The following is a 22604-nucleotide window of genomic DNA, read 5'->3' as shown; positions in this document are numbered from 1 at the left end:
GTTTATGCTCAAGCCATTCTCACTGCTCGGCTCACACCTCAACTCGCACCGCAACTCTTGGCTCAAACAGCGGCTAAATGCGCTGCTGTGCGCCCTGCCACTGCTGGCCAGCGCCCCGCTGTTAGCCACCCCTCACGACAACTGGCAACGGACACTTGAGGAGGCGAAGGGGCAGACCGTCTACTTCAACGCCTGGGGTGGCAGCCCGGAGATCAACGCCTATCTGGTGTGGGCCGGGCAGGAGCTGGCGCGCGACTATCAGGTCAAACTGGTGCAGGTGAAGGTGGATGACATCGCCCAGAGCGTCAGCCAACTGCTGGCCAACAAGCAGGCGGGCAAGCAAGCTGGCGGCCCCATCGACCTGCTCTGGGTCAACGGCGAGAACTTCAAGGCGCTCAAGGAGCAGGGGCTGCTCGGCGCTCCCTTTACCGCCGAGCTACCCAACATGGCGCTGGTCGACAGCACCCTGCCGGTGAGTGAGGACTTCACCCTGCCGGTGGAAGGGCTGGAAGCCCCCTGGGGCATCGGCCAGCTCAATCTGATGGTCGACACCGAAGAGGTCGCCAGCCCACCCACCTCGGCTACAGCCCTGCTGGCGTGGGCCAAGGCCCATCCCGGTCGCTTCACCTATCCCAAGCCGCCCCAGTTCCATGGCTCCAGTTTTCTCAAGCAGATCCTGCTGGAATTGACGCCAGATCCCGCCCCCCTCTATCGGGAGGCGACCGAGAGCGACTTTGCCAAGCTCACCGCCCCGCTCTGGGCCTGGCTCGATGAGCTGCATCCGGCGCTCTGGCGCAAGGGCAAACTGTTCCCCACCAGCGCCGCCGAGACCCGCCAGCTGCTCGATGATGGCGAACTGGCCATGGCCATCAGCTTCAACCCGCAGGAGGCGCAGAGCGCCGCCCAGATTGGCGCCCTGCCCCCCAGCGTGGAGGCGATTGCCATGAAAAAAGGGGCGCTCACCAACAGCCATTTTCTCGCCATCCCCTTCAACGCCAGTGCCCGTGCGGGAGCCAAGGTGGTGGCCAACTTTTTGCTAAGCCCGGCGGCGCAGGCGCGAAAAGCCAATCCGGCATTCTGGGGTGATCCCAGCGTGCTGAGGGCCGATGCCCTGCCTGATTCAGCCAAGGGGCAACCGGCGCTGCGCTTCAAATCGGTAGCCGAGCCTCACCCCAGCTGGCAGCTCAAGCTGGAAGCGGCCTGGGCCGAGCGTTACGGCCACTGATGAGTGCCGCTGGTCACCCGCTGGCCCGCACCCGGCCGTGGCGCCGGTTAACACGCCACCCCACTATGAGTGCGGGGATAGCGGTCATTTATCTGGCGCTCTTCGTCATCCCATTGCTGGCGGGACTGTGGCAACTGCTGGCGGAGGGGATGACCGCCTCTCATCTCGCCTTGCTGCTGGCCCAGCCTGGCCTATGGCACTCAGCTGCGCTGAGCCTGTGGATTGGCGCCGCCTCCACCCTTGGTAGTCTGCTGTTGACCGCCCTGCTGCTGGCCCACAGCAACAGCCGGGCTTTCGGGCTGCTCCGTCGCCTGCTCTCGCCCATGCTGGCCATGCCCCACGTCGCCTTTGCCATCGGCTTTGCCTTTCTGCTCGCCCCCTCCGGCTGGCTGCTGCGGCTCGTCTCGCCAGCGCTGACGGGTTTTGATCTCCCCCCCGACTGGCAGACCATTCGGGATCCTTGGGGGCTCGGGCTGATTGCACTGCTCGTTTTCAAGGAGACCCCCTTTTTGCTGCTGATGGCCATGGCCGCGCAGCAACCCATCCTGCTGGCACGCCAGCAGTGGCTGGGGGCGAGCCTCGGTTTCAGCGCCCCCCAGATCTGGTGGCGCCTGCTGCTGCCAGCGCTCTGGCCTGCCCTGCGCCTGCCCATCTATGCGGTGGCGGCCTACGGAGTGGCGGTGGTGGATCTCACCCAGCTGCTCGGGCCCGACGCCCCCGCCCCGCTGGCGGTGCGGTTGTGGCTCTGGTATCAGGACCCGGATCTGCTCTGGCGCGGCGCCACCGCCAGCGGCGCCCTGCTTTTGCTCGCCATCACGGCGTTGCTGATCGCTCTGTTCAGATTACTGGAGTGGCTTCATCAAGAGGTGGGCAAAGGCTGCTGGCTCAATGGCAAACGGGCGGCGCCCCACTTCTTTGCCAACCGGCTCGCAGCGGGCTTTGCCTTCACCCTGATCACCCTCAATCTGGCGGTGCTGGCGGCGCTGCTGCTCTGGTCGCTGGCGCGCCGCTGGCCCTTTCCCGCCCTTTTGCCCAGCCAGTGGAGCAGTCATTACTGGCTGGATCTGCTGCCAACCCTGCTGCCGCTTCTGGCAACCAGCGCGCTGCTGGCGCTGGCGAGCGGCTTGCTGGCACTGGTGATCGCGGTGTGTAGTCTGGAGGCGCAAGCCGGCCGCCGCCCCTGGCCGCTCTGGCTTATCTGCTTGCCGCTGTTGCTGCCGCAAGCGAGCCTGCTGTTTGGCATCCGGCTCGGGCTGGACTGGCTTGCACATGACTCGATAAGCAGCGGCATTGGCTGGGGATGGGTGCTCTGGAGCCAGCTGTTGTTTGTCTTTCCCTATGTCTATTTGTGCCTGCACGGCCCCTATCGCCAGTTCGATCCACGGATCACCCAGAGCGCCCTGCTGCTGGGGGCAACGCCATGGCGAGCCTGGTGGCAAGTGAAAGCGCCGCTACTGGCGCGCCCGCTGCTGTTTGCCTTCAGCGTCGGGGCGGCGGTGAGTTTGGCCCAGTATCTGCCGACCCTGCTCTTTGGTGCTGGCAGAGTGGTCACCATCACCACGGAAGCAGTGGCCATCGGCAGCGGCCTCAACCGGCGGCTGGCGGGGCTCTACGGCCTGCTGCAACTGCTGCTGCCACTCGTTATCTATTTGCTGGCGCTCTGGCTGCCAGCGCGGATCAATCCGGCGCTCAAGGGGGGCGGCTCACGATGAACTCTCACGATGGAAACAGCCATATGCTGAGCACCACGCCTCTTCGACTTTACCTTGATGAAAATCTGCTGCTTTCACTCCCTGCCCTGCAAGTGGCCCCCGGCGAGGTATTGACCCTGATGGGCCCCAGCGGCTGTGGTAAAAGCTCCCTGCTGGCGGGGCTGGCAGGAGTACTGCCCGGCGCGCAGACAGATGGCGGCCCGATCCGGCTGGAGGGGGAGATAAGGCTCGGCGAGCGGCCACTCAACACCTTGCCTGCGCAAGCGCGGCGCATCGGCATGCTGTTTCAGGATGACCTGCTGTTCGACCATCTGACGGTGGCGGAGAATCTGATGTTCGGCATGCCTGCGATCATCAAGGGAAAACGCACACGGCGGGAAAAGGCAGTGGCCGCATTGGCACAGGTCGCGCTGGCGGATCAGGCTGACAAGCTGCCACAGCTGCTGTCAGGGGGTCAGCGGGCGCGGGTCAGTCTGCTGCGGGCACTGTTGGCGGAACCCGACGCCCTGCTGCTGGACGAGCCCTTCTCCCGCCTCGACAAGCCGCTGCGGGCCGCCTTTCGCGAGCTGGTGTTCGCGCAGATCAAGGCGCTGGCCATCCCCGCTATTCTGGTGACCCACGATGCGGAAGACGCACCGGGCACCATACTCAACCTCACCGAATGCCACTGTTAACCGAGGAGTGTTCACCTTGTTTGATCGCCATCTGATCCCCGTGATCCGCAGCCCCCTCACCCAGCTTGCCAAACCGCTCTGCCGTGCCGGGATCAGTGCCAATCAGGTGAGCCTCACCGGCTTTGCCATCGGCATGCTGGCGCTGCCGCTGCTGGCCTTTGGCTGCTATTCATGGGCACTCGCGGCCATCCTGCTCAACCGCTTGCTGGACGGGCTCGATGGCGCCGTGGCGCGAGAAACCGGCATCACCGACTGCGGCGGCTTTCTCGACATCACCCTCGACTTTATTTTCTACGCCGCCGTGGTGCTGGGCTTTGCCCTCGCCGCCCCCGCCAATGCGCTGCCCGCCGCCACCCTGCTATTTGCCTTTATGGGTACCGGCTCGAGCTTTCTGGCGTTTGCCATCATGGCGGGCAAGCGGGGGATCGACAATCCGGTCTACCACAACAAATCCCTCTACTATCTGGGTGGCCTCACCGAGGGGAGCGAGACCATCGCCCTCTTTGTGCTGATGTGCCTGTGGCCCGCCGCCTTCGCCCCGCTCGCCTACGGCTTTGCCCTGCTCTGCGCCATCACCACCCTGACCCGGCTCTGGAGCGGCTACCACACCCTGCGTCCCCCCCAGCCATAAACAGCACAGCCCTCACCGGAGGGCTAATCCATCGCACGATGAATTGGCGGCAAACAAGGCGCACGGAACACTTGCACGGGGATGACAATGTTTTACCATTGCGACACTTTATCAGTCTCTTTGAGAACCCTATGCGTCGCCTTGCCTCTCTTCTCACTCTGTCATTATTCCCCCTGCTCGGTGGCTGCAGCAGCGCCCCCGCGCTAAAGCCCGTGGTCGTCCCCCAACCCAAGAGCGCCTTTATCAATCAGGCGCCATCCAGCAAACCCGTTTATACACAAGGGGTTAGCAAGGGGGACTTCGCCAATCGCCCCAACGTGGACAGGTTCGTCCAGAAAATGGTCGAGAAGCACGGTTTTGACAACGCCCAGTTGCATCAGGTGCTGGCACAGGCAGAGCGTTACGACTGGATCATCCGCCTGATGGATGCCCAGGCGCCGACTACCGCCAAGCCCACCGGCCCGACCGGCGCCTGGAACCGCTATCGCGCCAAGTTCATCACCCCGGACAACGTACAGAACGGCGTCAACTTCTGGCGTGAATACGCAAGCGAGCTGAACCGGGCGGAGCAGATCTACGGGGTGCCGCCGGAGATCATCGTCGGCATTATCGGGGTCGAGACCCGCTGGGGCCGGGTGATGGGCAAGACCCGCATTCTGGATGCGCTGGCCACCCTGGCGTTTGATTATCCGCGTCGCGCCGAGTTCTTCACCAGCGAGCTGGAAGCCTTCCTGGTGATGACCCGCGACGAGGGGATGGATCCCACCGAACCCAAGGGCTCCTATGCGGGCGCCATGGGCTATGGCCAGTTTATGCCCTCCAGCTTCCAGCGCTATGCGGTGGACTTTGACGGCAACGGCCACACCAACCTGTGGGATCCGGTGGATGCCATCGGCAGCGTCGCCAACTACTTCAAGGCCCACGGCTGGGAGAAAGGCCAACCGGTAGCGGTGCGCGGTCAGGGCCAGCTGCCCGGCTACGAGCACGGCTTCCAGACCCGCTACCCAGTGGCCTCCCTGCGCCGCGCCGGGCTCACCCCCACCAGTACCCTCGGCAACCACAGCGAAGCGAGCCTGCTGCGCCTCGATGTGGGCACCGGCTACCAATACTGGTACGGTCTGCCCAACTTCTACACCATCACCCGCTACAACCACAGCACCCACTACGCCATGGCGGTGTGGCAGCTGGGGCTGGCGGTGAAAGAGGCCAAAGGCGGTTACTGAGTCATTTGCTTATAAACACGAGGCAGGCCTGTCCAGGCCCGCCTCGTCTGCACTCCACACGGCGCCTTCTGGCGCCGTGTCGGTTTAAAGCATCCCAGCCGCGGTCAGTCTGTCCAGCTCAGCGATCAGCTGGGTCGGTTCTGCCCGTTGGGTGTAGTCCACATTGACGAAGTGGTAACGTACCACCCGATCCTGGCCAAGGATATACGTCGCCGGGACTGGCAAAGTAAAACTGTCATCCCCGTTGCTGGCCGGAATATCGATACCAAAACGCTCATAAATTGGGCGCAGCACCTCGGGCAGCTCGAATACCAACCCCAGCGAAGCCGACACCCGGTTGCCTTCATCGCTGAGCACGGTGATCGCCAGCTCGTTGGCGGTGAGAGTGTCCTGCGCGGTTGTTGGCATCTCGGGAGTCAAACCGAGGAGGGTGACCCTCCGTTTCACAAACTCGGGCAACGCGATATTGAGTGCCTGCATCTCGAGATTGCAATAAGGACACCAACCACCTCGATAGATGTTGAGCACTACAGGCCCCTCAGCCAGATAGTGGGAGAGCGGGCGCACCACCCCGTGCTGATCGGGCAACGCAAAGTCTGGAAACTGATCGCCAGTGACAAATGCCCCTTGTTCCAGTCCGCTCGCCCGTAGCGCTTCTGTTGCCCCCTCCATCACCGCCAGTACATCACCTAGGACTTTAGTTCGCTTTATCGCATCGTACTCTTTGATTTTTTGCTCAAGTGTGGGCATGATTACCATCCTTTCTGTAGTGGTCACTACAATATCAAACAAGCCACCAACACTGGTCAAGATATTTTTTAGTGATCACTACAAAAAGACAACGCAAGCAGGAATCGAAATGGCAAGACCGGCATCATTTGACAGAGAACAAGTTCTGGAGGTTGCCCTCAACAGCTTCTGGGAAACGGGCTTCAGCAACACTGGCATCGCCACACTCGTTGACAGAATGGGGTTGAAGCCCAGCAGCCTGTACGGCGCCTTCAGCTCAAAAGAGGGATTGTTTATCGAAGTGTTGCAGCGCTATTCAACACAGAGTCTGGCGCAGATCGAACTGTTGCTGGCCTCGGCAGATTCTCCCCTAGCCGGTGTGCGAGCACTGCTCGATGCTGTTGCTCGGGATGCCATTGCCAGCGAGACACATCGTGGCTGCCTGCTGGTCAATACCCTGCTGGAAGTGGGGCGCCAAAATCCAACGATTCAGCATGAAGCCAGCGTGCACTTAGCCGAAGTGGAAAAGCGGGTGGCCAATAACTTGCGCCAGGCACAAGCAGCTGGAGAGTTGGCCGCCGAGCGCGATATCGACACCCTCGCGGCTTTGTTGATGACCATGGTGTGGGGAATGCGCGTACTGGGTCGCACCCATCCACCTGCCGCCAAGGTACAGGCTGTGTTGGCCCAGATACAGGCCATGCTTTAAACCCCAGACCAGCAGGCCCTCGCACAATTCGTAGCCACCACAGAAAAACAGAGGAGCCGATTTGGCTCCTCTCTTCACCTTGTCTTTAGCCCGAGGACCCGGGCGCTGACGTGATGCGTGGCTTATACACCAGCCTTGGCCAGTGCCGCGGAGACGATCTGCTGGGCCTCCTGCTGGATGAGGTCGAGGTGCGCGTCGCCCTTGAAGCTCTCCATGTAGATCTTGTAGATGGACTCGGTGCCGGAGGGACGCGCCGCGAACCAGCCGTTTTCGGTCACCACCTTGAGGCCGCCGATGGCGGCATCGTTGCCCGGCGCCTTGGTCAGCTTGGCGATGATGGGCTCACCAGCCAAAGTTGAGGCTTCCACCAGCGCCGGATCCAGTTTGGAGAGCACCGCTTTCTGGGCACTGTTGGCCGGTGCGTCGATACGGCGATAGCTGGAGCGGCCAAACTTGGCTTCCAGTGCGTCGTAGTGGGCCTGCGGATCCTTGCCGGTCACCGCCAGAATTTCCGCCGCCAGCAGCGCCAGAATGAAGCCATCCTTGTCGGTGGTCCAGACTGTGCCATCTTTGCGCAGGAAGGAGGCGCCCGCGCTCTCCTCGCCGCCAAAGCCGAACTCGCCGCTGTAGAGGCCATCCACGAACCATTTAAAGCCGACCGGCACCTCTTTGAGGGTGCGGCCAATCTCGCCGGCCACCCGGTCGATCATGGAGGAAGAGACCAGCGTCTTGCCAACGGCTGACTCTTTGGACCAACCGGTTCTGTGGGTAAACAGATACTGGATCGCCACCGCCAGATAGTGGTTCGGGTTCATCAGACCGGACTTGGTGACGATGCCGTGACGGTCGTAGTCAGGGTCGTTGCCAAGGGCGATGTCGAACTTGTCCTTGAGGGCAATCAGGCTCGCCATTGCGAACGGGCTGGAGCAATCCATCCGGATCTTGCCGTCTTTATCAAGAGTCATGAAGGAGAAGGTCGGGTCGACCTTGTAGTTCACCACCTCGATATTCAGGCCATAGGTCTTGGCGATGACGTCCCAGTAGGCGACGCCGGAGCCACCCAGCGGATCGACACCGATCTTGATGCCCGCGTTCTTGATGGCATCCATATCCAGCACGTTCTTCAGATCATCCACATAGGGGGTGACATAGTCGTGCTCGACCACGAACGGGCTCTTGAGCGCCTCGGCGAACGGCATCCGTTTCACGCCAGCCAGACCCGCTTCCAGAATGGCGTTGGCACGGTCCTCCACCCACTTGGTGATCTCCCCTTCAGCGGGGCCACCATGGGGCGGGTTGTACTTGAAGCCACCATCTTCCGGCGGGTTGTGAGACGGGGTGATCACCACACCGTCAGCGCGGGCAGCAGGCTTGCTGGCCCCTTCTTTGCCAGAGTTGTAGCGCAGGATGGCGTGCGAGATGACCGGGGTCGGGGTAAAACCGAGGCCAGCCTGAATGCGGGTCTCGACGCCGTTGGCAGCCAGCACTTCGACGGCGCTGGCAAAGGCGGATTCGGACAGGGCGTGAGTATCCATGCCGACAAACAGCGGGCCAGTGATGCCGGCCTGCTGGCGATACTCCACCAGCGCCTGGGTCACCGCCAGAATATGGGATTCGGTAAAGGCACTGTGCAGGGCGCTGCCACGGTGGCCGGAGGTACCGAAGGCCACCCGCTGCTCGGGGCGGCTCATGTCCGGCTTGTTGAGGTAGTAGGCGCTGACCAGACGGGGGATGTTGGTCAGGTCGCTTAAACGGGCCGGTTGACCGGCGTGGGAATGCTGAGCCATGGCGTTTTCCTTGCGTAATGGCGGCCTTGCCGGGCAAGGCCTGAGTCTTGAAGAATCGTTAAATTGCGCCACACACTTGCGCGATCACCTCTTCGCCATAGCCCATGCTGGCCATCAGCTGGGCCACCATGTTCTGCTTGCGGCTGGTGTTGGTGTTGGTGATCACCCAGAACGGGGTCTCCGGTACCGGCTTGGGCTTGGTGGTGCTGCCACTGGCGCGCAGAGCCTCGGGATCCTGCGAGAAATAGACGCGCTTGCGCCCCTTGATTTCGGTGGCCTGGGTAAAGCCTTCCGGGTTATCCTGGTAGAGGGTACTCAGCACCAGCATAAAGCGGTTGATGGACTTCTCTTCTTTTTGCAGCTCACCGGAATCGAGCAGGGCTTGCAGCCCTTGTTGGGTGGCTACCGTACTGGGCTGCGCGACGGCAACGGGCTCGGCAACCGGCACACCTTGGTTAGCAGGCTGTTCCAGCAGACGGCGCAGGATATCGGAGGCACTCTCACCAATGTGCCGGGTCTGGCTGGCGATATAGAAGTAGAGATCGTCATCAAGCTCGATGGTTTTCATAGGGATGCGCTGGACTCGTCGAAATTCGGATGCGGCGATTATACATAGGCAAACCCGACAGCCCAAGCAAGGGGCTGGCAGATGTACATGAATCTCATCGAGAATACGGCATAATAGCGGGCCAAGTGTGTGATCAGCCGCACTGATAGCCGATCCGGACAGGATTTTTTAGAAAAAAAACCACATAAAATCCCAATCCATTGGACGAAATCCTTTTCTTTCCAGTGCGTTAAATAAAACAGCGATACGCACCCACGACCGACAAGGTGTCATTTTGCAACAAAACAGCATATTGAACTTCAAGGTGCAGGGTCAGGGCCCGGCGGTCATTCTGATCCACGGCCTGTTTGGCAGCCTCGACAACCTCGGCCTGCTGGCCCGAGCCCTATGCGAGCACTATCGGGTAGTCAGCGTCGATCTGCGCAACCATGGCGCCTCCTTTCATAGCAGCGAAATGAGCTATCCGGCGCAAGCGGCCGACATCATGACCCTGATGGATCGGCTGAATATTGCCGAAGCCACCCTGATTGGCCACTCGATGGGTGGCAAGGTGGCGATGCAGCTCGCCAAGCTGGCGCCAGAGCGGGTGACCAAGCTGGTGGTGGCCGACATGGCGCCGGTCGCCTATCCCCACTCCCGCCACCAGAATGTGTTCGCCGGACTCAACGCCACACTGCGCACGGCGCCGCAAAGCCGCAGTGAAGCGGAAGCCATGCTGGCGCAGCACATCGAGATCGCCGGGGTACGCCAGTTCCTGCTCAAATCGTTCGCCAGAGGCGAGCATGGCTGGGGTTGGCGCTTCAATGTGCCCGCCCTTGAGCAAAACTACGCCAACATCATGGGCTGGCCAGCGGATAAACGCCGCTTCGAGGGGCCGGTGCTCTTTATCAAAGGGGGGGATTCTGACTATATGCAGCCCCAATACAGCGAGACGGCACTGGCCCAATTCCCGGCGGCAAAGGTGCGGGTTATCGCCGGAACAGGCCACTGGCTGCATGCGGAAAAACCGGCCCTGTTCAACAAATTGGTTGTGGATTTCCTGTCGACAGGCGGTTAACAGTTTCAAATCCTTTGTGATATAGTGCGCCGGTCATAAGGAGTGTGCGCAATCCATGCTAAGTGAACATATCGACCTGATCGAAAGTTTGGGCCTCAAGTTATTTTTTGTGGCCATTTTCATATTGATTGGCCTGGCCATTCAGGACGTGCTCAAGCGCGGCAATGTGCCCCGTTTCGGTCGTTTCATCGTCTGGTTGGTACTGTTTCTGGGTTGTGCAGGTTTTGTCGCCAAGGGGCTGATCGAACTGGGCTGGGAAGGCTCAGGACTCGGCTAACTTATTTTCATCTGTGATGTATGGCCAAACAGCAAACTGATCGAACAACACTGGATCTGTTCGCAAATGAGAAGCGCCCCGGCAGGCCAAAGACCAATCCACTCCCCCGCGAGACCCAGCTCAAGATCAACAAGCGTAACCAGCTTAAGCGCGATCGGGAAAATGGGCTGAAGCGGGTAGAGTTAAAGGTGGAGGCCGAGTTGCTGGAGCGCCTGAACCAACTTGCGTTACAACAGAACATCAGCCGAGCCGAGCTGATCCAATCTATCCTGAAACAACAGATTGAGTCCGCCTTTGCGGTGGACATTGCAGTCTGAGCGTTGAGCATTAACACCAAATACGGGTAACTAAACACTATGGCAAGTGTAGGTCTGTTTTTTGGCAGCGATACCGGTAACACCGAAGCTGTCGCCAAGATGATCCAGAAAGAGCTGGGCAAAAACCTGATTGAAGTCCGTGACATCGCCAAGAGCAGCAAGGCCGACATCGAGAGCTTTGATCTGCTGATGTTCGGCATCCCGACTTGGTACTATGGCGAAGCCCAGGCCGACTGGGACGACTTCTTCCCCGATCTGGGCGAAATCGACTTCACCAACAAGCTGGTCGCCATCTTCGGTTGCGGTGATCAGGAAGACTATTCCGAGTACTTCCTCGACGCCATGGGCACCCTGCGTGACATCGTCGAAGCCAAAGGCGCCATCATCATCGGTCACTGGCCGACTGCCGGCTACGAGTTTGAAGCCTCCAAGGCACTGGTCGATGACAAGCACTTTGTCGGTCTGGGTATCGATGAAGATCGCCAGCCGGAGCTGACTGCCGAGCGCGTCAAGGGCTGGTGCAAGCAGCTGCACGAAGAGATGTGCCTGGGCGAGCTGGAGTAATCCGCCTCCCCTCATACCTCTGACAACAAGGGCCCCGACGGGGCCCTTGTTGTATCTGCAAGTGGCGATGCCTGCCTTCATTCTCCCCTGTTATTCACCTCTGTGCTCCGGTTTGGCTCGCACATAGAGGGTGCGCTTGACCTGCGCCACCAGCTCGCCGCTCTTGTCCTGTACCGTAACCTCGAATTCGGGGAAGTGTTTGTTGCCACCTTCGGTCGCCGCCATGATTTCGGTCAACTTGCCCTCGGTCAGGTTGAACTCGGCCACCAGCTTGCCCTTGCCGGGCTTGATGTAGTTGATGCTGCCCGCCTTGTCCCAGACGTAGTAGCGATTCTTGAAGTAGCCCATCAGCATCAGTGGATAGATGGGGTCCGTCATGGCAAACATGCTGCCGCCAAACTGGGTGCGGTTGGCGTTCTTGTTCCACCAGCGGGATTTGAGGGTCACCCGGCAGTAGCGAAAGTCATCGCTCAGGGTCTCTATCTTGATACCGGCACCCCAGAAAGGGGGCCAGGCGTTGAGTGCGCGGCGCACCCAGGCCGCATTGTCAAAAAGCCAATCCATGGATCTCATCCGACCAGAAATATGAAAGTTACATCTTATCAACATCTGCCATGCCAGCAAGTCGGACGACACGATTGATTATTTCAATCCAACCGGCAATTTATGGCTAAACCCCTTGAATTGCTGGGTTTATTTTTAGGGAGGCTACGACCTATAATGACAGGCCAAGCGAGTTCAAGGTTGCCATTCCTGCGGCAGTCCATCAGAATAACCCCACCTTCGAGAATGCGAATAAGTAGAATATGGCAGACAACAACCAAGCGTTAAAAAAGGCCGGGCTCAAGATCACCTTGCCCCGGGTCAAAATCCTGGAAATCCTGCAACAGCCGGACTGCCAGCACACCAGCGCCGAAGATCTCTATAAACGACTGATCGACCTGGGTGAAGAGATTGGTCTCGCTACCGTCTATCGCGTTCTCAACCAGTTTGATGATGCCGGTATCGTTACCCGTCACCACTTCGAAGGTGGCAAGTCGGTATTCGAGCTGGCCACTCAGGAGCACCACGACCACCTGGTTTGCCTCGACTGCGGCAAGGTGATCGAGTTCTCCGACGAAGTGATCGAACAGCGTCAGCGCGAGATCGCCAAGAAATTCAATATCCGTCTCACCAACCACAGCCTCTACCTCTACGGTCATTGTGCTACCGGTGAGTGCAAGCACGACGAATAAGTCGCCCGCGACTTGCAGATAACGGACAATAAAAAAGCCAGCATCAGCTGGCTTTTTTATTGTCCGGCGCAGGCCGCTGGCAGCACAGGGCAGGGTCTCCCCTGCCCCATCGGCTTAGCCTTCGACTTTGCCCCAAGAGTCGCGCAGGGCAACGGTGCGGTTGAACACCAGATGCTCCGGGCTGGAGAGCTTGTTGTCGGCGCAGAAGTAACCTTCACGCTCGAACTGGTAAGCCTGCTCCGGCTTGGCGTTCTTCAGGGATGCCTCGACACGGGCCCCCTCGATAATCACCAGGGATTCCGGATTCAGCGCGGCTTCGAAGTCATCCTCGGCGCCCGGGTTCGGTACCTTGAACAAACGGTCGTAGAGACGCACTTCCGCTGGCAGGGAGTGAGTGGCGCTGACCCAGTGGATCACCCCTTTCACCTTGCGGCCATCGGCCGGATCCTTGCCCAGGGTCTCGGGATCGTAGGAGCAGTAGATGCAGGTGACTTTGCCATCGGCATCTTTCTCGATACGCTCGGCCTTGATCACATAGGCATTGCGCAGACGCACTTCCTTGCCCAGCACCAGACGCTTGAACTGCTTGTTCGCCTCTTCTTTGAAGTCCGCTTCGTCGATGAAGATTTCGCGGGTGAAGTTCAGCTCGCGGGTCCCCATCTCGGCATTGCTCGGGTGGGCCGGGGCCGTCAGCACTTCGTCGGCAGCCAAGTTCTCGATGACCACTTTCACCGGATGCAGCACGGCCATGGCGCGCGGCGCATGCTCGTTGAGGTCTTCACGGATGCAGGCTTCCAGCATGCTCATCTCGACGATGTTGTCCTGCTTGGTGACGCCAATGCGCTTGCAGAACTCGCGGATGGAGGCCGGGGTGTAACCACGACGACGCAGACCGGAGACGGTCAGCATGCGCGGGTCATCCCAACCATCGACGTGCTTCTCGGTCACCAGCAGGTTCAGCTTGCGCTTGGACATGACAGTGTATTCGAGGTTCAGACGAGAGAACTCGTACTGACGGGGGTGGCAGTCGATGGTGATGTTGTCCAGCACCCAGTCGTACAGACGACGGTTGTCCTGGAACTCCAGGGTGCAGATGGAGTGGGTGATCCCTTCCAGCGCGTCCGAGATGCAGTGAGTGAAGTCATACATCGGGTAGATGCACCACTTGTCACCGGTCTGGTGGTGGTGGGCAAACTTGATACGGTAGATAACCGGATCACGCATCACCATGAAGGGAGATGCCATGTCGATCTTGGCGCGCAGGCAGGCGGTGCCTTCGGCGAACTCGCCGTTCTTCATCTTGGCAAACAGCGCCAGGTTTTCTTCCACGCTGCGATCGCGGAACGGGCTGTTCTTGCCAGCTTCAGTCAGTGTGCCACGGTACTCGCGCATCTGCTCGGGCGTCAGCTCGTCCACATAGGCCAGACCCTTTTCAATCAGCTCGATGGCGTAGCCGTGCAGCTTGTCGAAATAGTCGGAGGAGTAGCAGATCTCGCCATTCCACTGGAAGCCGAGCCACTGTACATCCTGCTTGATGGACTCTACGTACTCGATATCTTCCTTCACCGGGTTGGTGTCATCGAAACGCAGGTTGCACTGGCCCTGATAGTCGCGGGCGATGCCGAAGTTCAGGCAGATGGATTTGGCGTGGCCGATATGGAGATAACCGTTCGGCTCGGGCGGAAAACGGGTATGCACGCTGCTGTGCTTACCGCTGGCCAGATCTTCATCAATGATCTGACGAATAAAGTTAGTTGGGCTGTTCGCCTGACTCATGGCTCACCTCAAAAAAGCGTCACTGGCGGAAGTTGTGCCGGCTGGCACCCTCATCCCCCCGCCGTCAAGCCGGGTATGATCCCTTATTACGGGCGCTGTCTCAACCTGAATTTGGCACTTCCGGGCCATTTCCCGGCCATTGCACCGCTAAAAACGGCGTAGCTTGGCACACTGCACACCAAATGCATAAAAAAGCCCCGCACTGGGCGGGGCTGAAAGTGATGAAAAACACAAAACAGACAATTACACACAACAAAGGCTCACACGCACAGTCAACCTTTCCCAAACCCGATGCGCCATCGCCCTTGGGAAAGGCGGGTCTTGCGACCCACCTCATGTTAACGGTTGACTGCTATCAGTTCAGTTCGGTGACACGGCTGGTGCGCTTGCCATCGAAGCTGGTGGTACGCAGGTAGACCTTGCCATTCACGCTCGGCTTGGCCGCGGCGTCATAGGCACTCCAGTTGGTACCGTCCAGGCTGTACTGGATGGGCAGACCCGGCAGATCCACGTTCGCTTCCAGCACACCGTTCACTACCTTGGCACCCGGTACGGAGAGGCGGTATTCAACACCGGCCTGATCCAGTTTCGGCAGCACGCGCTGACCCAGTACGTTGGCAAACTGGTTCCACTCTTTGTTGAGGGTGGCCTTGTTGACGAACTTGGTCTCGCCGGAGAACTCACGACCCTTCACATAGTTCAGCTCGAAGCCACCTTTGTGCCAGGCACGCTCGGCCACGGAGAAGATACGCGGGTAGACCATGTACTCGTACTGAGCATCGGTACGCACGGTTTCACTCCACTGCTGACCGGAGATCCCCTTGAACTTGACCGGATCCTGGTCACCCTTGGCCACGAAGGCGTTGCCGTCGCGGTCAACCGAGGTCTCGGCGTTCTGTGGCAGGTTTTCCGGGGCGAAGGCAAACACCTTGCGAGTGTCGTTGAAACGAGTTGCCCAGTAGTAGCCACGCTCAGCCGGGTGTACTTCGTTCGGGAAGTCGAAGTAGAGGTAATCCGGGTTGGACAGCACCACTTGGTAACCCTTGTGGGCCCACTTCATCGCTTCGTTGAAGCCACCCCAGTAGAGGGTTTCCCAGAAGTTGACACGGGTGTTGTCGGTGGCGAAGTCCTTGGCACCGCTGGCATACTTCAGACCGTCTTCCCACGCCTGCAGGGTAGAGAAACCGCGGTCTTTGACCATCTGGCCCACTTCCTTGGCGAAGTAAACCGGCAGCTCGCCCACTTCCTTGATCTTGCCTTCGTCGATCATCTTCTGGCACATCGGGGACTTGCCAAACGGCTTGTCCTGCTTGCTGGAGTCGACGTTGCCTTTCCAGGCGACCAGCTCTTCTTTCTTGGTGACGGCCGGATCCTGATAGCCACCGCCCTGCATGATGTTCTTCGCCTCATCACCACCGTAGTGCCATGCGGTCAGCGGCTGACCGGCGGCTTGGTGCATCTGGGCAACTTCATCCATTACCTTGGCCACGAAGGTGGCAGCACCCGGCTGGCAAGGGTTGATGAAGGACATCTTGTCGTAGAACTGGACCGAGGTGACGTTGGAGGTGTCAGCCGGATCAGTCAGACGGAACTGGTTGGCTTCCGCTTCTTTGCCTTCCGCCATCAGACGCTTGTAGCGCGCTTCCATGGAGACCACGGCAGCACGAGCGTGGGCCGGCATGTTGATCTCGGGGATCACGGTCACACCGCGGGCCTTGGCATAACGCACCAGATCCACGTAGTCAGACTTGCTGTAGAAACCGGAACCCTGGTTGTCGCTGGTCGGGCCGGAACCCAGTTGCGGCATCAGGCACTTGGTTTCGGACTCGTCGTGGCAACGCTGGCTACCGACCTGGGTCAGCTCCGGCAGACCCGGGATCTCCAGACGCCAGCCTTCATCGTTGGTCAGGCCAAGGTGCAGCACGTTGAGCTTCATGGCAGACATCTGGTCAACCAGCTTCTTCATGGTATCCAGACTGCGGAAGTGGCGGGCCACGTCGGTCTGCATGCCACGGTATTCAAAGCGCGGCGCATCCTCGACGGTCATCGGGCTCACCAGCTTGTCATCAACACCCAGCAGGGAGATCAGGGATTGTGCCCCCCAGAATGCCCCGTCGATGTCGCGACCCTGGATTACGGTGCCCTTCTGACCGATGGTCATGTCATAGCCTTCAGCCTGCTTGAGCTTGCTGCCGAGCTTGATGGTCACCGGGTAGCCGGTGTCGGAGAGGGTAACACCCAGCTTGGTCAGTTGAGCCTTCAGGGCCTCGGCGCGATCGCTCGGCAAGTCCAGGGCATTGAGTTTGATGGTGGAGAAGTCAACCTGCGGGCCCGCTTTGACTACCTGCTTCATCGGGGTCGGCAGGATCTGGTTGTCAATCTTGCCAGCCGGCAGCAGGGTGCTGGTCTGGTTGGCCGCGAAACGGGTCTCGCTGTTCATCAGGATGTTCTTGTCATCCTTGGTACGCTTCCAGCCATCAGCCGGCATCGGCTTCTCGTAGGTGCTGGCATCATTGATGTTGCTCATGCTGGCCAGTACTTTCGGCTCGGCACCTTCGCTGGCAACATACCAGTTCGGCATGATGTCAGATTCGAACAGTACCCAGTATTCCACCACCAGCGGCACTTCGACCGTGGCATCCTTGGCAAAGCCCTGGAACTTCTCGGTTGGCGTCAAACGATAGAGATCGCCGGTCAGGTGAGTGATGGTGAACTGGTCGTTATCCACACGCTGGATACGACGGATGGAGGAGACGTAGATGCTCCAGTCTTTGGAGGTGACGTCAGCACCGGTATTGGTCAGGTGCAGCTTGGCAACGCCACAGCTCGCCCACTCGGAACCGAGCGCCTGGCAATCGAGGCCGGCACCGGCACCGTCGTTGGTGACCACTTCATACTTGACCACCAGGTTGTTGGCGAGGGAGTCGACCACGGCCTGCTTGGCGGCATCGGCTGCCTGGACCTGGCTGACAAAAGCGGTAGACATGGCAATGGCTAACAGAGAATGTTTCAAGTTCATAACTGCTGCTCTCATTTGAAGTAAAGGTTGGATTTTCTTGGCTTTTTTATATGGGGCCCCTGAGCGGGGCCCTTAGTTATGTCAACAATGGACTTAGACTTGAGGTGAGCGAGTCGCTCGATTAACGCAGGGCTTTCATCTCACCGGCGATGATTTCGGCCAATGGGCCCAGAATCACCTGCAGGTTCTGCTCACCGAGTTTGACCACACCGGCCGCACCCAGGGCTTTCAGCTTGCGCTCATCGACGATGCTGCGGTCTTTCAGAGTCAGACGCAGACGGGTAATGCAGGCATCGATGGAGACCAGGTTCTCTTGACCACCCAGCACTTCCAGGTATTGCTTGGCCAGCTCGGTACGGTTGGTAGATTGAGCGGCAGCCGGAGCAGTATCTTCGTCATCTTCACGACCCGGGGTTTTCAGGTTCAGCTTGGCAATCACTACGCGGAACACTGTGTAGTAGAGGCCGAAGAAGACCAGACCCTGAGGGATCAGCATGTACCAGTTGGTCGCCAGCGGGTTACGGCTGGAGAGCACCATATCCACCAGACCGGCACTGAAACCGAAACCGGCCATCCACTGCATGGAGGCAGCGATGAACACGGAGATACCGGTCAGTACGGCGTGGATGACATACAGTACCGGCGCCACGAACATGAAGGAGAACTCGAGCGGCTCGGTAACACCGGTGAAGAAGGAGGCAAAGGCAGCTGCGATCATGATGGAGGCAACTTTCTCTTTGTTCTCTTTCTTGGCGGAGTGGTAGATGGCCAGAGCGGCACCCGGCAGACCGAACATCATGATGGGGAAGAAGCCAGCCTGGTACATACCGACCACGCCTTTCACCTGATCCAGGCTCTTGCCAGCGGCCAGAGCGGCATCGATGGTAGCCTGACCACCCAGGAAGTTCGGGATGTCGTTGATACCGGCCACGTTGAACCAGAACACGGAGTTCAGGGCGTGGTGCAGACCGATCGGGATCAGCAGACGGTTGAAGAAGGCGTAGATACCGGCACCGGTAGAGCCCAGGCTCACGATGGACTCACCGAAGGAGACCAAACCACCGTAGATTGCCGGCCATACGGCCATCAGGATGAAGGATACAACGATCATCACCACTGAGGTTACGATCGGTACCAGACGGCGACCGGAGAAGAAGGAGAGTGCCTTGTGCAGCTCGACGCTGCTGAAGCGGTTGTACAGCTCAGCGGCGATAACACCACACAGGATACCCACGAACTGGTTGCTGATCTTGGCAAACGCGGCAGGAACCTGCTCCACCGGGATGCTCTTGATCTGGGCCACAGCGCCCGGGCTCAGCAGGGTGGTAACGACCAGGAAGCCGACCAGACCTGCCAGCGCAGCAGAACCGTCTTTATCCTTGGACATACCGTAAGCGACACCGACTGCGAACAGTACGGACATGTTATCGATAATGGCTGCGCCCGCCTTAATCAGGAAGGCAGCCAGCGCGCTGTCACCACCCCAACCATTCGGGTCAATCCAGTAGCCAACCCCCATCAGGATCGCTGCGGCAGGCAATACCGCTACCGGCACCATCAGGGCACGGCCGATCTTTTGCAAATAACCGAGAATGTTCACGGTTCCTCTCCTTAGTTAATGTTTTTCTAGAAATTAAGTGCTTATCACGTTTGACGCATAAGCCATCAAGGCTTGATTGGCAGTCTAGGGCTTTTATTTCGCTGCGCAAATTAATAAACCGATAATCGTGATCGTTATCACCCAAACAAGATAAAGGTGGTGGATAGATGTGGCTTAGTTCGCAATCTTTATTTACGCTATAAAACAACTTGAATCCGTCTTAGCCAATTGCCACCGCCAAACCGGTCGCAACCCGACACAGAGGTATCCCATATGCGCCTGATCCCGTTGAAATCTGCCAGCCAAGTAGGCCTGTGGTCTGCTCGTTACATCGTTGACCGCATCAACGCGTTCAAGCCGACCAGCGATCGCCCTTTCGTACTGGGCCTGCCCACCGGTGGCACCCCGCTCAACACCTACAAGCGCCTGATCGAGTTGCACAAAGCCGGTGAAGTGAGCTTCCAGAACGTGGTCACCTTCAACATGGACGAGTACGTCGGCCTGCCGGAAGATCACCCGGAGAGCTACCACAGCTTCATGCACAACAACTTCTTCAGCCACATCGACATTCGTCCCGAGAACATCAACATCCTCAACGGCAATGCCGAGGATCTGGTGGCCGAGTGCAAGCGCTATGAAGACAAGATCAAGTCCTACGGCAAGATCCACCTGTTCATGGGTGGCGTGGGTAACGACGGCCACATCGCGTTCAACGAGCCGGCCTCTTCCCTCTCCTCCCGCACCCGGGTCAAGACCCTGACCGAAGACACCCGTATCGCCAACTCCCGCTTCTTCGGTGGCGACATGGAGCAGGTGCCCAAACTGGCCCTGACCGTGGGTGTCGGCACCCTGATGGATGCGGAAGAGATCATGATCCTGGTCACCGGTCACGGCAAGGCACTGGCCCTGCAGGCCGCCGTGGAAGGCAGCGTCAACCACATGTGGACCATCTCCACCCTGCAACTGCATCCGAAGGGAATGATGGTGTGCGACGAGCCCTCCACCATGGAGCTCAAGGTCAAGACCGTTCGCTACTTCCAGCAACTGGAAGCCGCCAACATCGGCCGTCTGTAAGGAGTCGTCATGTACGCATTGACCAACTGCACCCTCTACACCGGCAGCTGCGTGCTGACCGGCTACGGGGTGCTTATCGAGGGCGACAAGATTGTCGCCATCTCTCACCTGGCCGAACTGCCTGCGGGCATCGAGCAGATTGACCTCAAAGGCGCCAACCTGACCGCCGGTTTTATCGATGTGCAGCTCAACGGCTGTGGCGGGGTGATGTTCAACACCGACATCACGGTCAAGACCCTGGCAACCATGCAGGCGGCCAACCTCAAATCCGGTACCACCAGCTTCCTGCCGACCCTGATCACCAGTCCGGATGCCGACATGAAGCAGGCCGTTGCGGTGACCCGTGATTACATGGCTGCACACCCCAACGAGGTGCTGGGCGTCCATCTGGAAGGGCCTTACACCAACCTCAAGCGCAAGGGGATTCACCCTGCCGCGCAAATTCGCCAGCCAGCGGACGAGATGATCGACTTCTTCTGCGCCAACGCGGATGCCATCACCAAAATCACCCTGGCTCCGGAGCGCAACGAGCTGGCCCATATCCGCCGTCTGGTGGAAGCGGGCATTCTGGTCTCGGCCGGTCACACTGCCGCCAGTTACGATCAGGCCATGGCCGGGTTCGATAACGGTATTCGCTTTGCGACCCACCTCTACAACGCCATGACTCCGACCCTCAACGGTCGCGAGCCGGGCGTCGTGGGCGCCATCTACGATCGCAAAGATGTCTATGCGGGCATCATCGTCGATGGCCACCATGTGCACTGGGCCAACGTGCGTCTGGCTCACAAGGCGCTGGGGGAGCGACTGGTGCTGGTCACCGATGCCACTGCGGCAGCCGGAGCGCCGGAAGGCTTTGAGAAATTTGATTTTTGTGGCACCACCGTCTTTTTACGCGATGGTCAGTGTGTCGACGAGAATGGTACACTCGGCGGTTCCTCCCTCACCATGATTGAGGGGGTGGAAAATCTGGTCAAGCAGGTCGGATTACCGCTCGATGAAGCACTGAGAATGGCCAGCCTCTACCCCGCTCGCGCCATTGGATGGGACTCACGTCTCGGTAGTATCCAGGTCGGTAAAGTAGCCAACCTCACTGTCTTCGATCAGGACTTCACGGTCCGTGGGACCGTGGTTAACGGACACTACACACAACAGTGACATCATGACTGGCGGACAAATAGCAAACGTAGATCTTATCAAGCAGGTCAACAGTGCAGCCGTGTATCGGCTGATCGACCTGCAAGGCCCCATCTCCCGGGTCAAGATTGCCGAGTTGAGTCAGCTGGCCCCGGCCAGCGTGACCAAAATAACCCGGCAACTGATCGAGCATGGCCTGATCAAGGAGACCTCTCCGCAAGCCTCAACCGGCGGGCGGCGTGCCATCTCCCTGACCACCATCAAACATCGCTTTCAGTTTGTCTCTGCCAAGCTGGGCCGCGGCTACCTGCAACTGAGTCTCTATGACCTCGATGGCAAGGAGCTCGACCAGCACGTCATTCAGGTGACCGAGATCGACCAGCAACCCGTGGTCGACATGCTGCTGCGAGAGATTGGCGCCTTTATCGATGCCAACCGCGAACGTTGTCGCAACCTCATCAGCATCGCGCTGACCATGCCGGGTCTGGTCAACCCGGAATCCGGCATGGTCATCTACACCCCCAAGTACCAGATCCGTAATCTGGGGCTGGCGAAGCTGCTTGAGAACCACTTCAACCTCCCCTGCTATGTGGGCAACGACACCCGCTCGCTGGCGCTGGCCGAACACTTCTTCGGCGAGTCCCGCGACTGCATGGACTCCATTCTAGTGAGCGTCCATCAGGGGACGGGCTCGGGGATCATCACCAAGGGTCAGGTGTTCCTCGGTCAGAACCGCAACGTCGGCGAGATCGGCCATATTCAGGTCGAGCCGCTCGGCAAGCGCTGCCACTGTGGCAACTTCGGCTGCCTCGAAACCATCGCCTCCAACGAAGCGATCATCGACAAGGTGAAGGAGCTCATCAGCCGCGGTCACCAGAGCGCACTGCAAGAGAAACACATCACCATTCAGGAGGTGTGCAAGGCGGCACTGGCAGGTGATGAGCTGGCCCGCAGCGTGATCGAGAACGTGGGTGAGCATCTGGGACGAGCGGTGGCTATTACGGTCAACCTGTTCAACCCGCAGAAGGTGCTGATCGCCGGTGAAATCACCGCCGCCGAAGAGATCCTCTTCCCGGCAATTCGTCGCTGTGTCGAGCATCAATCCCTGCCGAGCTTCCACCGTGGCCTGCCCATCGTGAAAGCCCGCTTCCAGAACCAGCCGACCTATGGCGGCTTTGCGCTGGTCAAGCGCGCCCTGCTGGAGGGAGATCTGCTGCAGATCATCATGGAGCAGAAGTAAGGCACTGATCTTGCGAGATAACAAAACGGCAGCCACTGGCTGCCGTTTTCTAT

Annotated in this window: 21 protein-coding genes; 14 read left to right on the top strand and 7 right to left on the bottom strand. The window is 59.3% G+C overall.

The window, feature by feature from the left end; all coding sequences use genetic code 11:
- The first annotated feature begins 4 nt into the window (after positions 1–4).
- From ACTG2J_RS07480 to mltB, 5 genes are all read left to right on the top strand, one after another.
- Positions 5–1225 (top strand): ABC transporter substrate-binding protein, encoded by a 1221-nt coding sequence (locus ACTG2J_RS07480; protein ID WP_439988823.1) that lies wholly within the window; start codon positions 5–7, stop codon positions 1223–1225.
- A gap of 65 nt (positions 1226–1290) precedes the next feature.
- A complete protein-coding gene (locus ACTG2J_RS07475; protein ID WP_439989591.1) occupies positions 1291–2937 on the top strand; it encodes an ABC transporter permease in 1647 nt (548 codons plus the stop codon).
- 23 nt (positions 2938–2960) lie between these two features.
- Positions 2961–3611, top strand: a complete 651-nt coding sequence (locus tag ACTG2J_RS07470; RefSeq protein WP_439988824.1) for an ATP-binding cassette domain-containing protein — start codon at positions 2961–2963, stop codon at positions 3609–3611.
- Positions 3612–3627: 16 nt separating this feature from the next.
- Positions 3628–4242 carry a CDP-alcohol phosphatidyltransferase family protein gene (locus tag ACTG2J_RS07465; protein ID WP_439988825.1) on the top strand — a complete coding sequence of 205 codons (615 nt, stop codon included), beginning with the start codon at positions 3628–3630 and terminating at the stop codon, positions 4240–4242.
- A gap of 131 nt (positions 4243–4373) precedes the next feature.
- A complete protein-coding gene (mltB, locus tag ACTG2J_RS07460) occupies positions 4374–5465 on the top strand; it encodes a lytic murein transglycosylase B (protein ID WP_113738761.1) in 1092 nt (363 codons plus the stop codon).
- A gap of 84 nt (positions 5466–5549) precedes the next feature.
- Here the strand turns inward: mltB and ACTG2J_RS07455 are convergent, their stop codons facing one another.
- Positions 5550–6215 carry a peroxiredoxin-like family protein gene (locus ACTG2J_RS07455; protein ID WP_113738762.1) on the bottom strand — a complete coding sequence of 222 codons (666 nt, stop codon included), beginning with the start codon at positions 6213–6215 and terminating at the stop codon, positions 5550–5552.
- On the opposite strand from ACTG2J_RS07455, the gene ACTG2J_RS07450 reads away from it, so the two are divergent.
- Positions 6214–6903, top strand: a complete 690-nt coding sequence (locus ACTG2J_RS07450; RefSeq protein ID WP_237672020.1) for a TetR/AcrR family transcriptional regulator — start codon at positions 6214–6216, stop codon at positions 6901–6903. The two genes, ACTG2J_RS07455 and ACTG2J_RS07450, sit on opposite strands and share 2 nt — an antisense overlap.
- Positions 6904–7025: 122 nt before the next feature.
- Here the strand turns inward: ACTG2J_RS07450 and pgm are convergent, their stop codons facing one another.
- Both pgm and seqA read right to left on the bottom strand, forming a co-directional pair.
- Positions 7026–8690 (bottom strand): phosphoglucomutase (alpha-D-glucose-1,6-bisphosphate-dependent), encoded by a 1665-nt coding sequence (gene pgm / locus ACTG2J_RS07445; RefSeq protein WP_113738763.1) that lies wholly within the window; start codon positions 8688–8690, stop codon positions 7026–7028.
- Positions 8691–8748: 58 nt separating this feature from the next.
- A complete protein-coding gene (gene seqA, locus ACTG2J_RS07440; protein ID WP_162628332.1) occupies positions 8749–9258 on the bottom strand; it encodes a replication initiation negative regulator SeqA in 510 nt (169 codons plus the stop codon).
- Positions 9259–9532: 274 nt separating this feature from the next.
- On the opposite strand from seqA, the gene ACTG2J_RS07435 reads away from it, so the two are divergent.
- From ACTG2J_RS07435 to fldA, 4 genes are read left to right on the top strand one after another with little or no spacing between them, the layout of a single operon-like run.
- A complete protein-coding gene (locus tag ACTG2J_RS07435; protein ID WP_162628333.1) occupies positions 9533–10315 on the top strand; it encodes an alpha/beta fold hydrolase in 783 nt (260 codons plus the stop codon).
- Between the two features lie 55 nt (positions 10316–10370).
- The gene (locus ACTG2J_RS07430; protein WP_005334296.1) at positions 10371–10592 is read left to right on the top strand and encodes a DUF2788 domain-containing protein; all 222 of its coding nucleotides are present in this window, start codon (positions 10371–10373) and stop codon (positions 10590–10592) included.
- A gap of 20 nt (positions 10593–10612) precedes the next feature.
- Positions 10613–10909 carry a LexA regulated protein gene (gene ybfE / locus ACTG2J_RS07425; RefSeq protein WP_005334297.1) on the top strand — a complete coding sequence of 99 codons (297 nt, stop codon included), beginning with the start codon at positions 10613–10615 and terminating at the stop codon, positions 10907–10909.
- A gap of 39 nt (positions 10910–10948) precedes the next feature.
- A complete protein-coding gene (gene fldA, locus ACTG2J_RS07420) occupies positions 10949–11473 on the top strand; it encodes a flavodoxin FldA (RefSeq protein WP_005334298.1) in 525 nt (174 codons plus the stop codon).
- Between the two features lie 90 nt (positions 11474–11563).
- On the opposite strand, the gene ACTG2J_RS07415 is transcribed toward fldA, so the two are convergent.
- Positions 11564–12037 (bottom strand): DUF4442 domain-containing protein, encoded by a 474-nt coding sequence (locus tag ACTG2J_RS07415; RefSeq protein ID WP_180993667.1) that lies wholly within the window; start codon positions 12035–12037, stop codon positions 11564–11566.
- A gap of 242 nt (positions 12038–12279) precedes the next feature.
- On the opposite strand from ACTG2J_RS07415, the gene fur reads away from it, so the two are divergent.
- The gene (fur, locus tag ACTG2J_RS07410; protein WP_005334301.1) at positions 12280–12708 is read left to right on the top strand and encodes a ferric iron uptake transcriptional regulator; all 429 of its coding nucleotides are present in this window, start codon (positions 12280–12282) and stop codon (positions 12706–12708) included.
- A gap of 114 nt (positions 12709–12822) precedes the next feature.
- On the opposite strand, the gene glnS is transcribed toward fur, so the two are convergent.
- The 3 genes from glnS to nagE form a co-directional block, all read right to left on the bottom strand.
- Positions 12823–14484, bottom strand: coding sequence for a glutamine--tRNA ligase (gene glnS, locus ACTG2J_RS07405; protein ID WP_005334302.1), 1662 nt, complete (start codon positions 14482–14484; stop codon positions 12823–12825).
- Positions 14485–14839: 355 nt separating this feature from the next.
- Entirely contained in the window at positions 14840–17503 is a 2664-nt protein-coding gene (locus ACTG2J_RS07400; RefSeq protein ID WP_439997341.1) for a beta-N-acetylhexosaminidase, read from the bottom strand.
- 121 nt (positions 17504–17624) lie between these two features.
- A complete protein-coding gene (nagE, locus tag ACTG2J_RS07395; RefSeq protein WP_043818489.1) occupies positions 17625–19103 on the bottom strand; it encodes an N-acetylglucosamine-specific PTS transporter subunit IIBC in 1479 nt (492 codons plus the stop codon).
- Between the two features lie 273 nt (positions 19104–19376).
- Between nagE and nagB the strand changes: the two genes are divergently transcribed.
- Genes nagB through nagC form a run of 3 tightly spaced genes read left to right on the top strand, consistent with a single transcriptional unit; the run spans position 19377 to position 22551 of the window.
- A complete protein-coding gene (gene nagB, locus ACTG2J_RS07390; protein ID WP_005334308.1) occupies positions 19377–20177 on the top strand; it encodes a glucosamine-6-phosphate deaminase in 801 nt (266 codons plus the stop codon).
- A 9-nt stretch (positions 20178–20186) separates the two neighbouring features.
- On the top strand, positions 20187–21332 hold the full coding sequence (gene nagA / locus ACTG2J_RS07385) for an N-acetylglucosamine-6-phosphate deacetylase (protein ID WP_113738765.1): 1146 nt from the start codon (positions 20187–20189) through the stop codon (positions 21330–21332).
- A 4-nt stretch (positions 21333–21336) separates the two neighbouring features.
- Complete coding sequence (gene nagC, locus ACTG2J_RS07380) at positions 21337–22551, top strand: DNA-binding transcriptional regulator NagC (protein WP_005334312.1); 1215 nt, start codon at positions 21337–21339, stop codon at positions 22549–22551.
- The last annotated feature ends 53 nt before the right edge of the window (positions 22552–22604 follow it).

Origin of the sequence: Aeromonas sp. 6P (assembly GCF_051919525.1) — a bacterium.
Taxonomy (GTDB): Bacteria; Pseudomonadota; Gammaproteobacteria; order Enterobacterales; family Aeromonadaceae; genus Aeromonas; species Aeromonas veronii.
The sequence above is the reverse complement of the archived record's forward strand: the minus strand, read 5'-3'. Positions and strand labels throughout refer to the sequence as shown.

Bases quoted from the DNA above. Each gene is read 5' to 3' on its own strand.
- ACTG2J_RS07480 (WP_439988823.1), top strand. From the start codon at position 5: ATGCTCAAGCCATTCTCACTGCTCGGCTCACACCTCAACTCGCACCGC.
- ACTG2J_RS07475 (WP_439989591.1), top strand. From the start codon at position 1,291: ATGAGTGCGGGGATAGCGGTCATTTATCTGGCGCTCTTCGTCATCCCA.
- ACTG2J_RS07470 (WP_439988824.1), top strand. From the start codon at position 2,961: ATGCTGAGCACCACGCCTCTTCGACTTTACCTTGATGAAAATCTGCTG.
- mltB (WP_113738761.1), top strand. From the start codon at position 4,374: ATGCGTCGCCTTGCCTCTCTTCTCACTCTGTCATTATTCCCCCTGCTC.
- ACTG2J_RS07450 (WP_237672020.1), top strand. From the start codon at position 6,214: ATGATTACCATCCTTTCTGTAGTGGTCACTACAATATCAAACAAGCCA.
- ACTG2J_RS07455 (WP_113738762.1), bottom strand. From the start codon at position 6,215: ATGCCCACACTTGAGCAAAAAATCAAAGAGTACGATGCGATAAAGCGA.
- pgm (WP_113738763.1), bottom strand. From the start codon at position 8,690: ATGGCTCAGCATTCCCACGCCGGTCAACCGGCCCGTTTAAGCGACCTG.
- seqA (WP_162628332.1), bottom strand. From the start codon at position 9,258: ATGAAAACCATCGAGCTTGATGACGATCTCTACTTCTATATCGCCAGC.
- ACTG2J_RS07430 (WP_005334296.1), top strand. From the start codon at position 10,371: ATGCTAAGTGAACATATCGACCTGATCGAAAGTTTGGGCCTCAAGTTA.
- ybfE (WP_005334297.1), top strand. From the start codon at position 10,613: ATGGCCAAACAGCAAACTGATCGAACAACACTGGATCTGTTCGCAAAT.
- fldA (WP_005334298.1), top strand. From the start codon at position 10,949: ATGGCAAGTGTAGGTCTGTTTTTTGGCAGCGATACCGGTAACACCGAA.
- ACTG2J_RS07415 (WP_180993667.1), bottom strand. From the start codon at position 12,037: ATGGATTGGCTTTTTGACAATGCGGCCTGGGTGCGCCGCGCACTCAAC.
- fur (WP_005334301.1), top strand. From the start codon at position 12,280: ATGGCAGACAACAACCAAGCGTTAAAAAAGGCCGGGCTCAAGATCACC.
- glnS (WP_005334302.1), bottom strand. From the start codon at position 14,484: ATGAGTCAGGCGAACAGCCCAACTAACTTTATTCGTCAGATCATTGAT.
- ACTG2J_RS07400 (WP_439997341.1), bottom strand. From the start codon at position 17,503: ATGAACTTGAAACATTCTCTGTTAGCCATTGCCATGTCTACCGCTTTT.
- nagB (WP_005334308.1), top strand. From the start codon at position 19,377: ATGCGCCTGATCCCGTTGAAATCTGCCAGCCAAGTAGGCCTGTGGTCT.
- nagA (WP_113738765.1), top strand. From the start codon at position 20,187: ATGTACGCATTGACCAACTGCACCCTCTACACCGGCAGCTGCGTGCTG.
- nagC (WP_005334312.1), top strand. From the start codon at position 21,337: ATGACTGGCGGACAAATAGCAAACGTAGATCTTATCAAGCAGGTCAAC.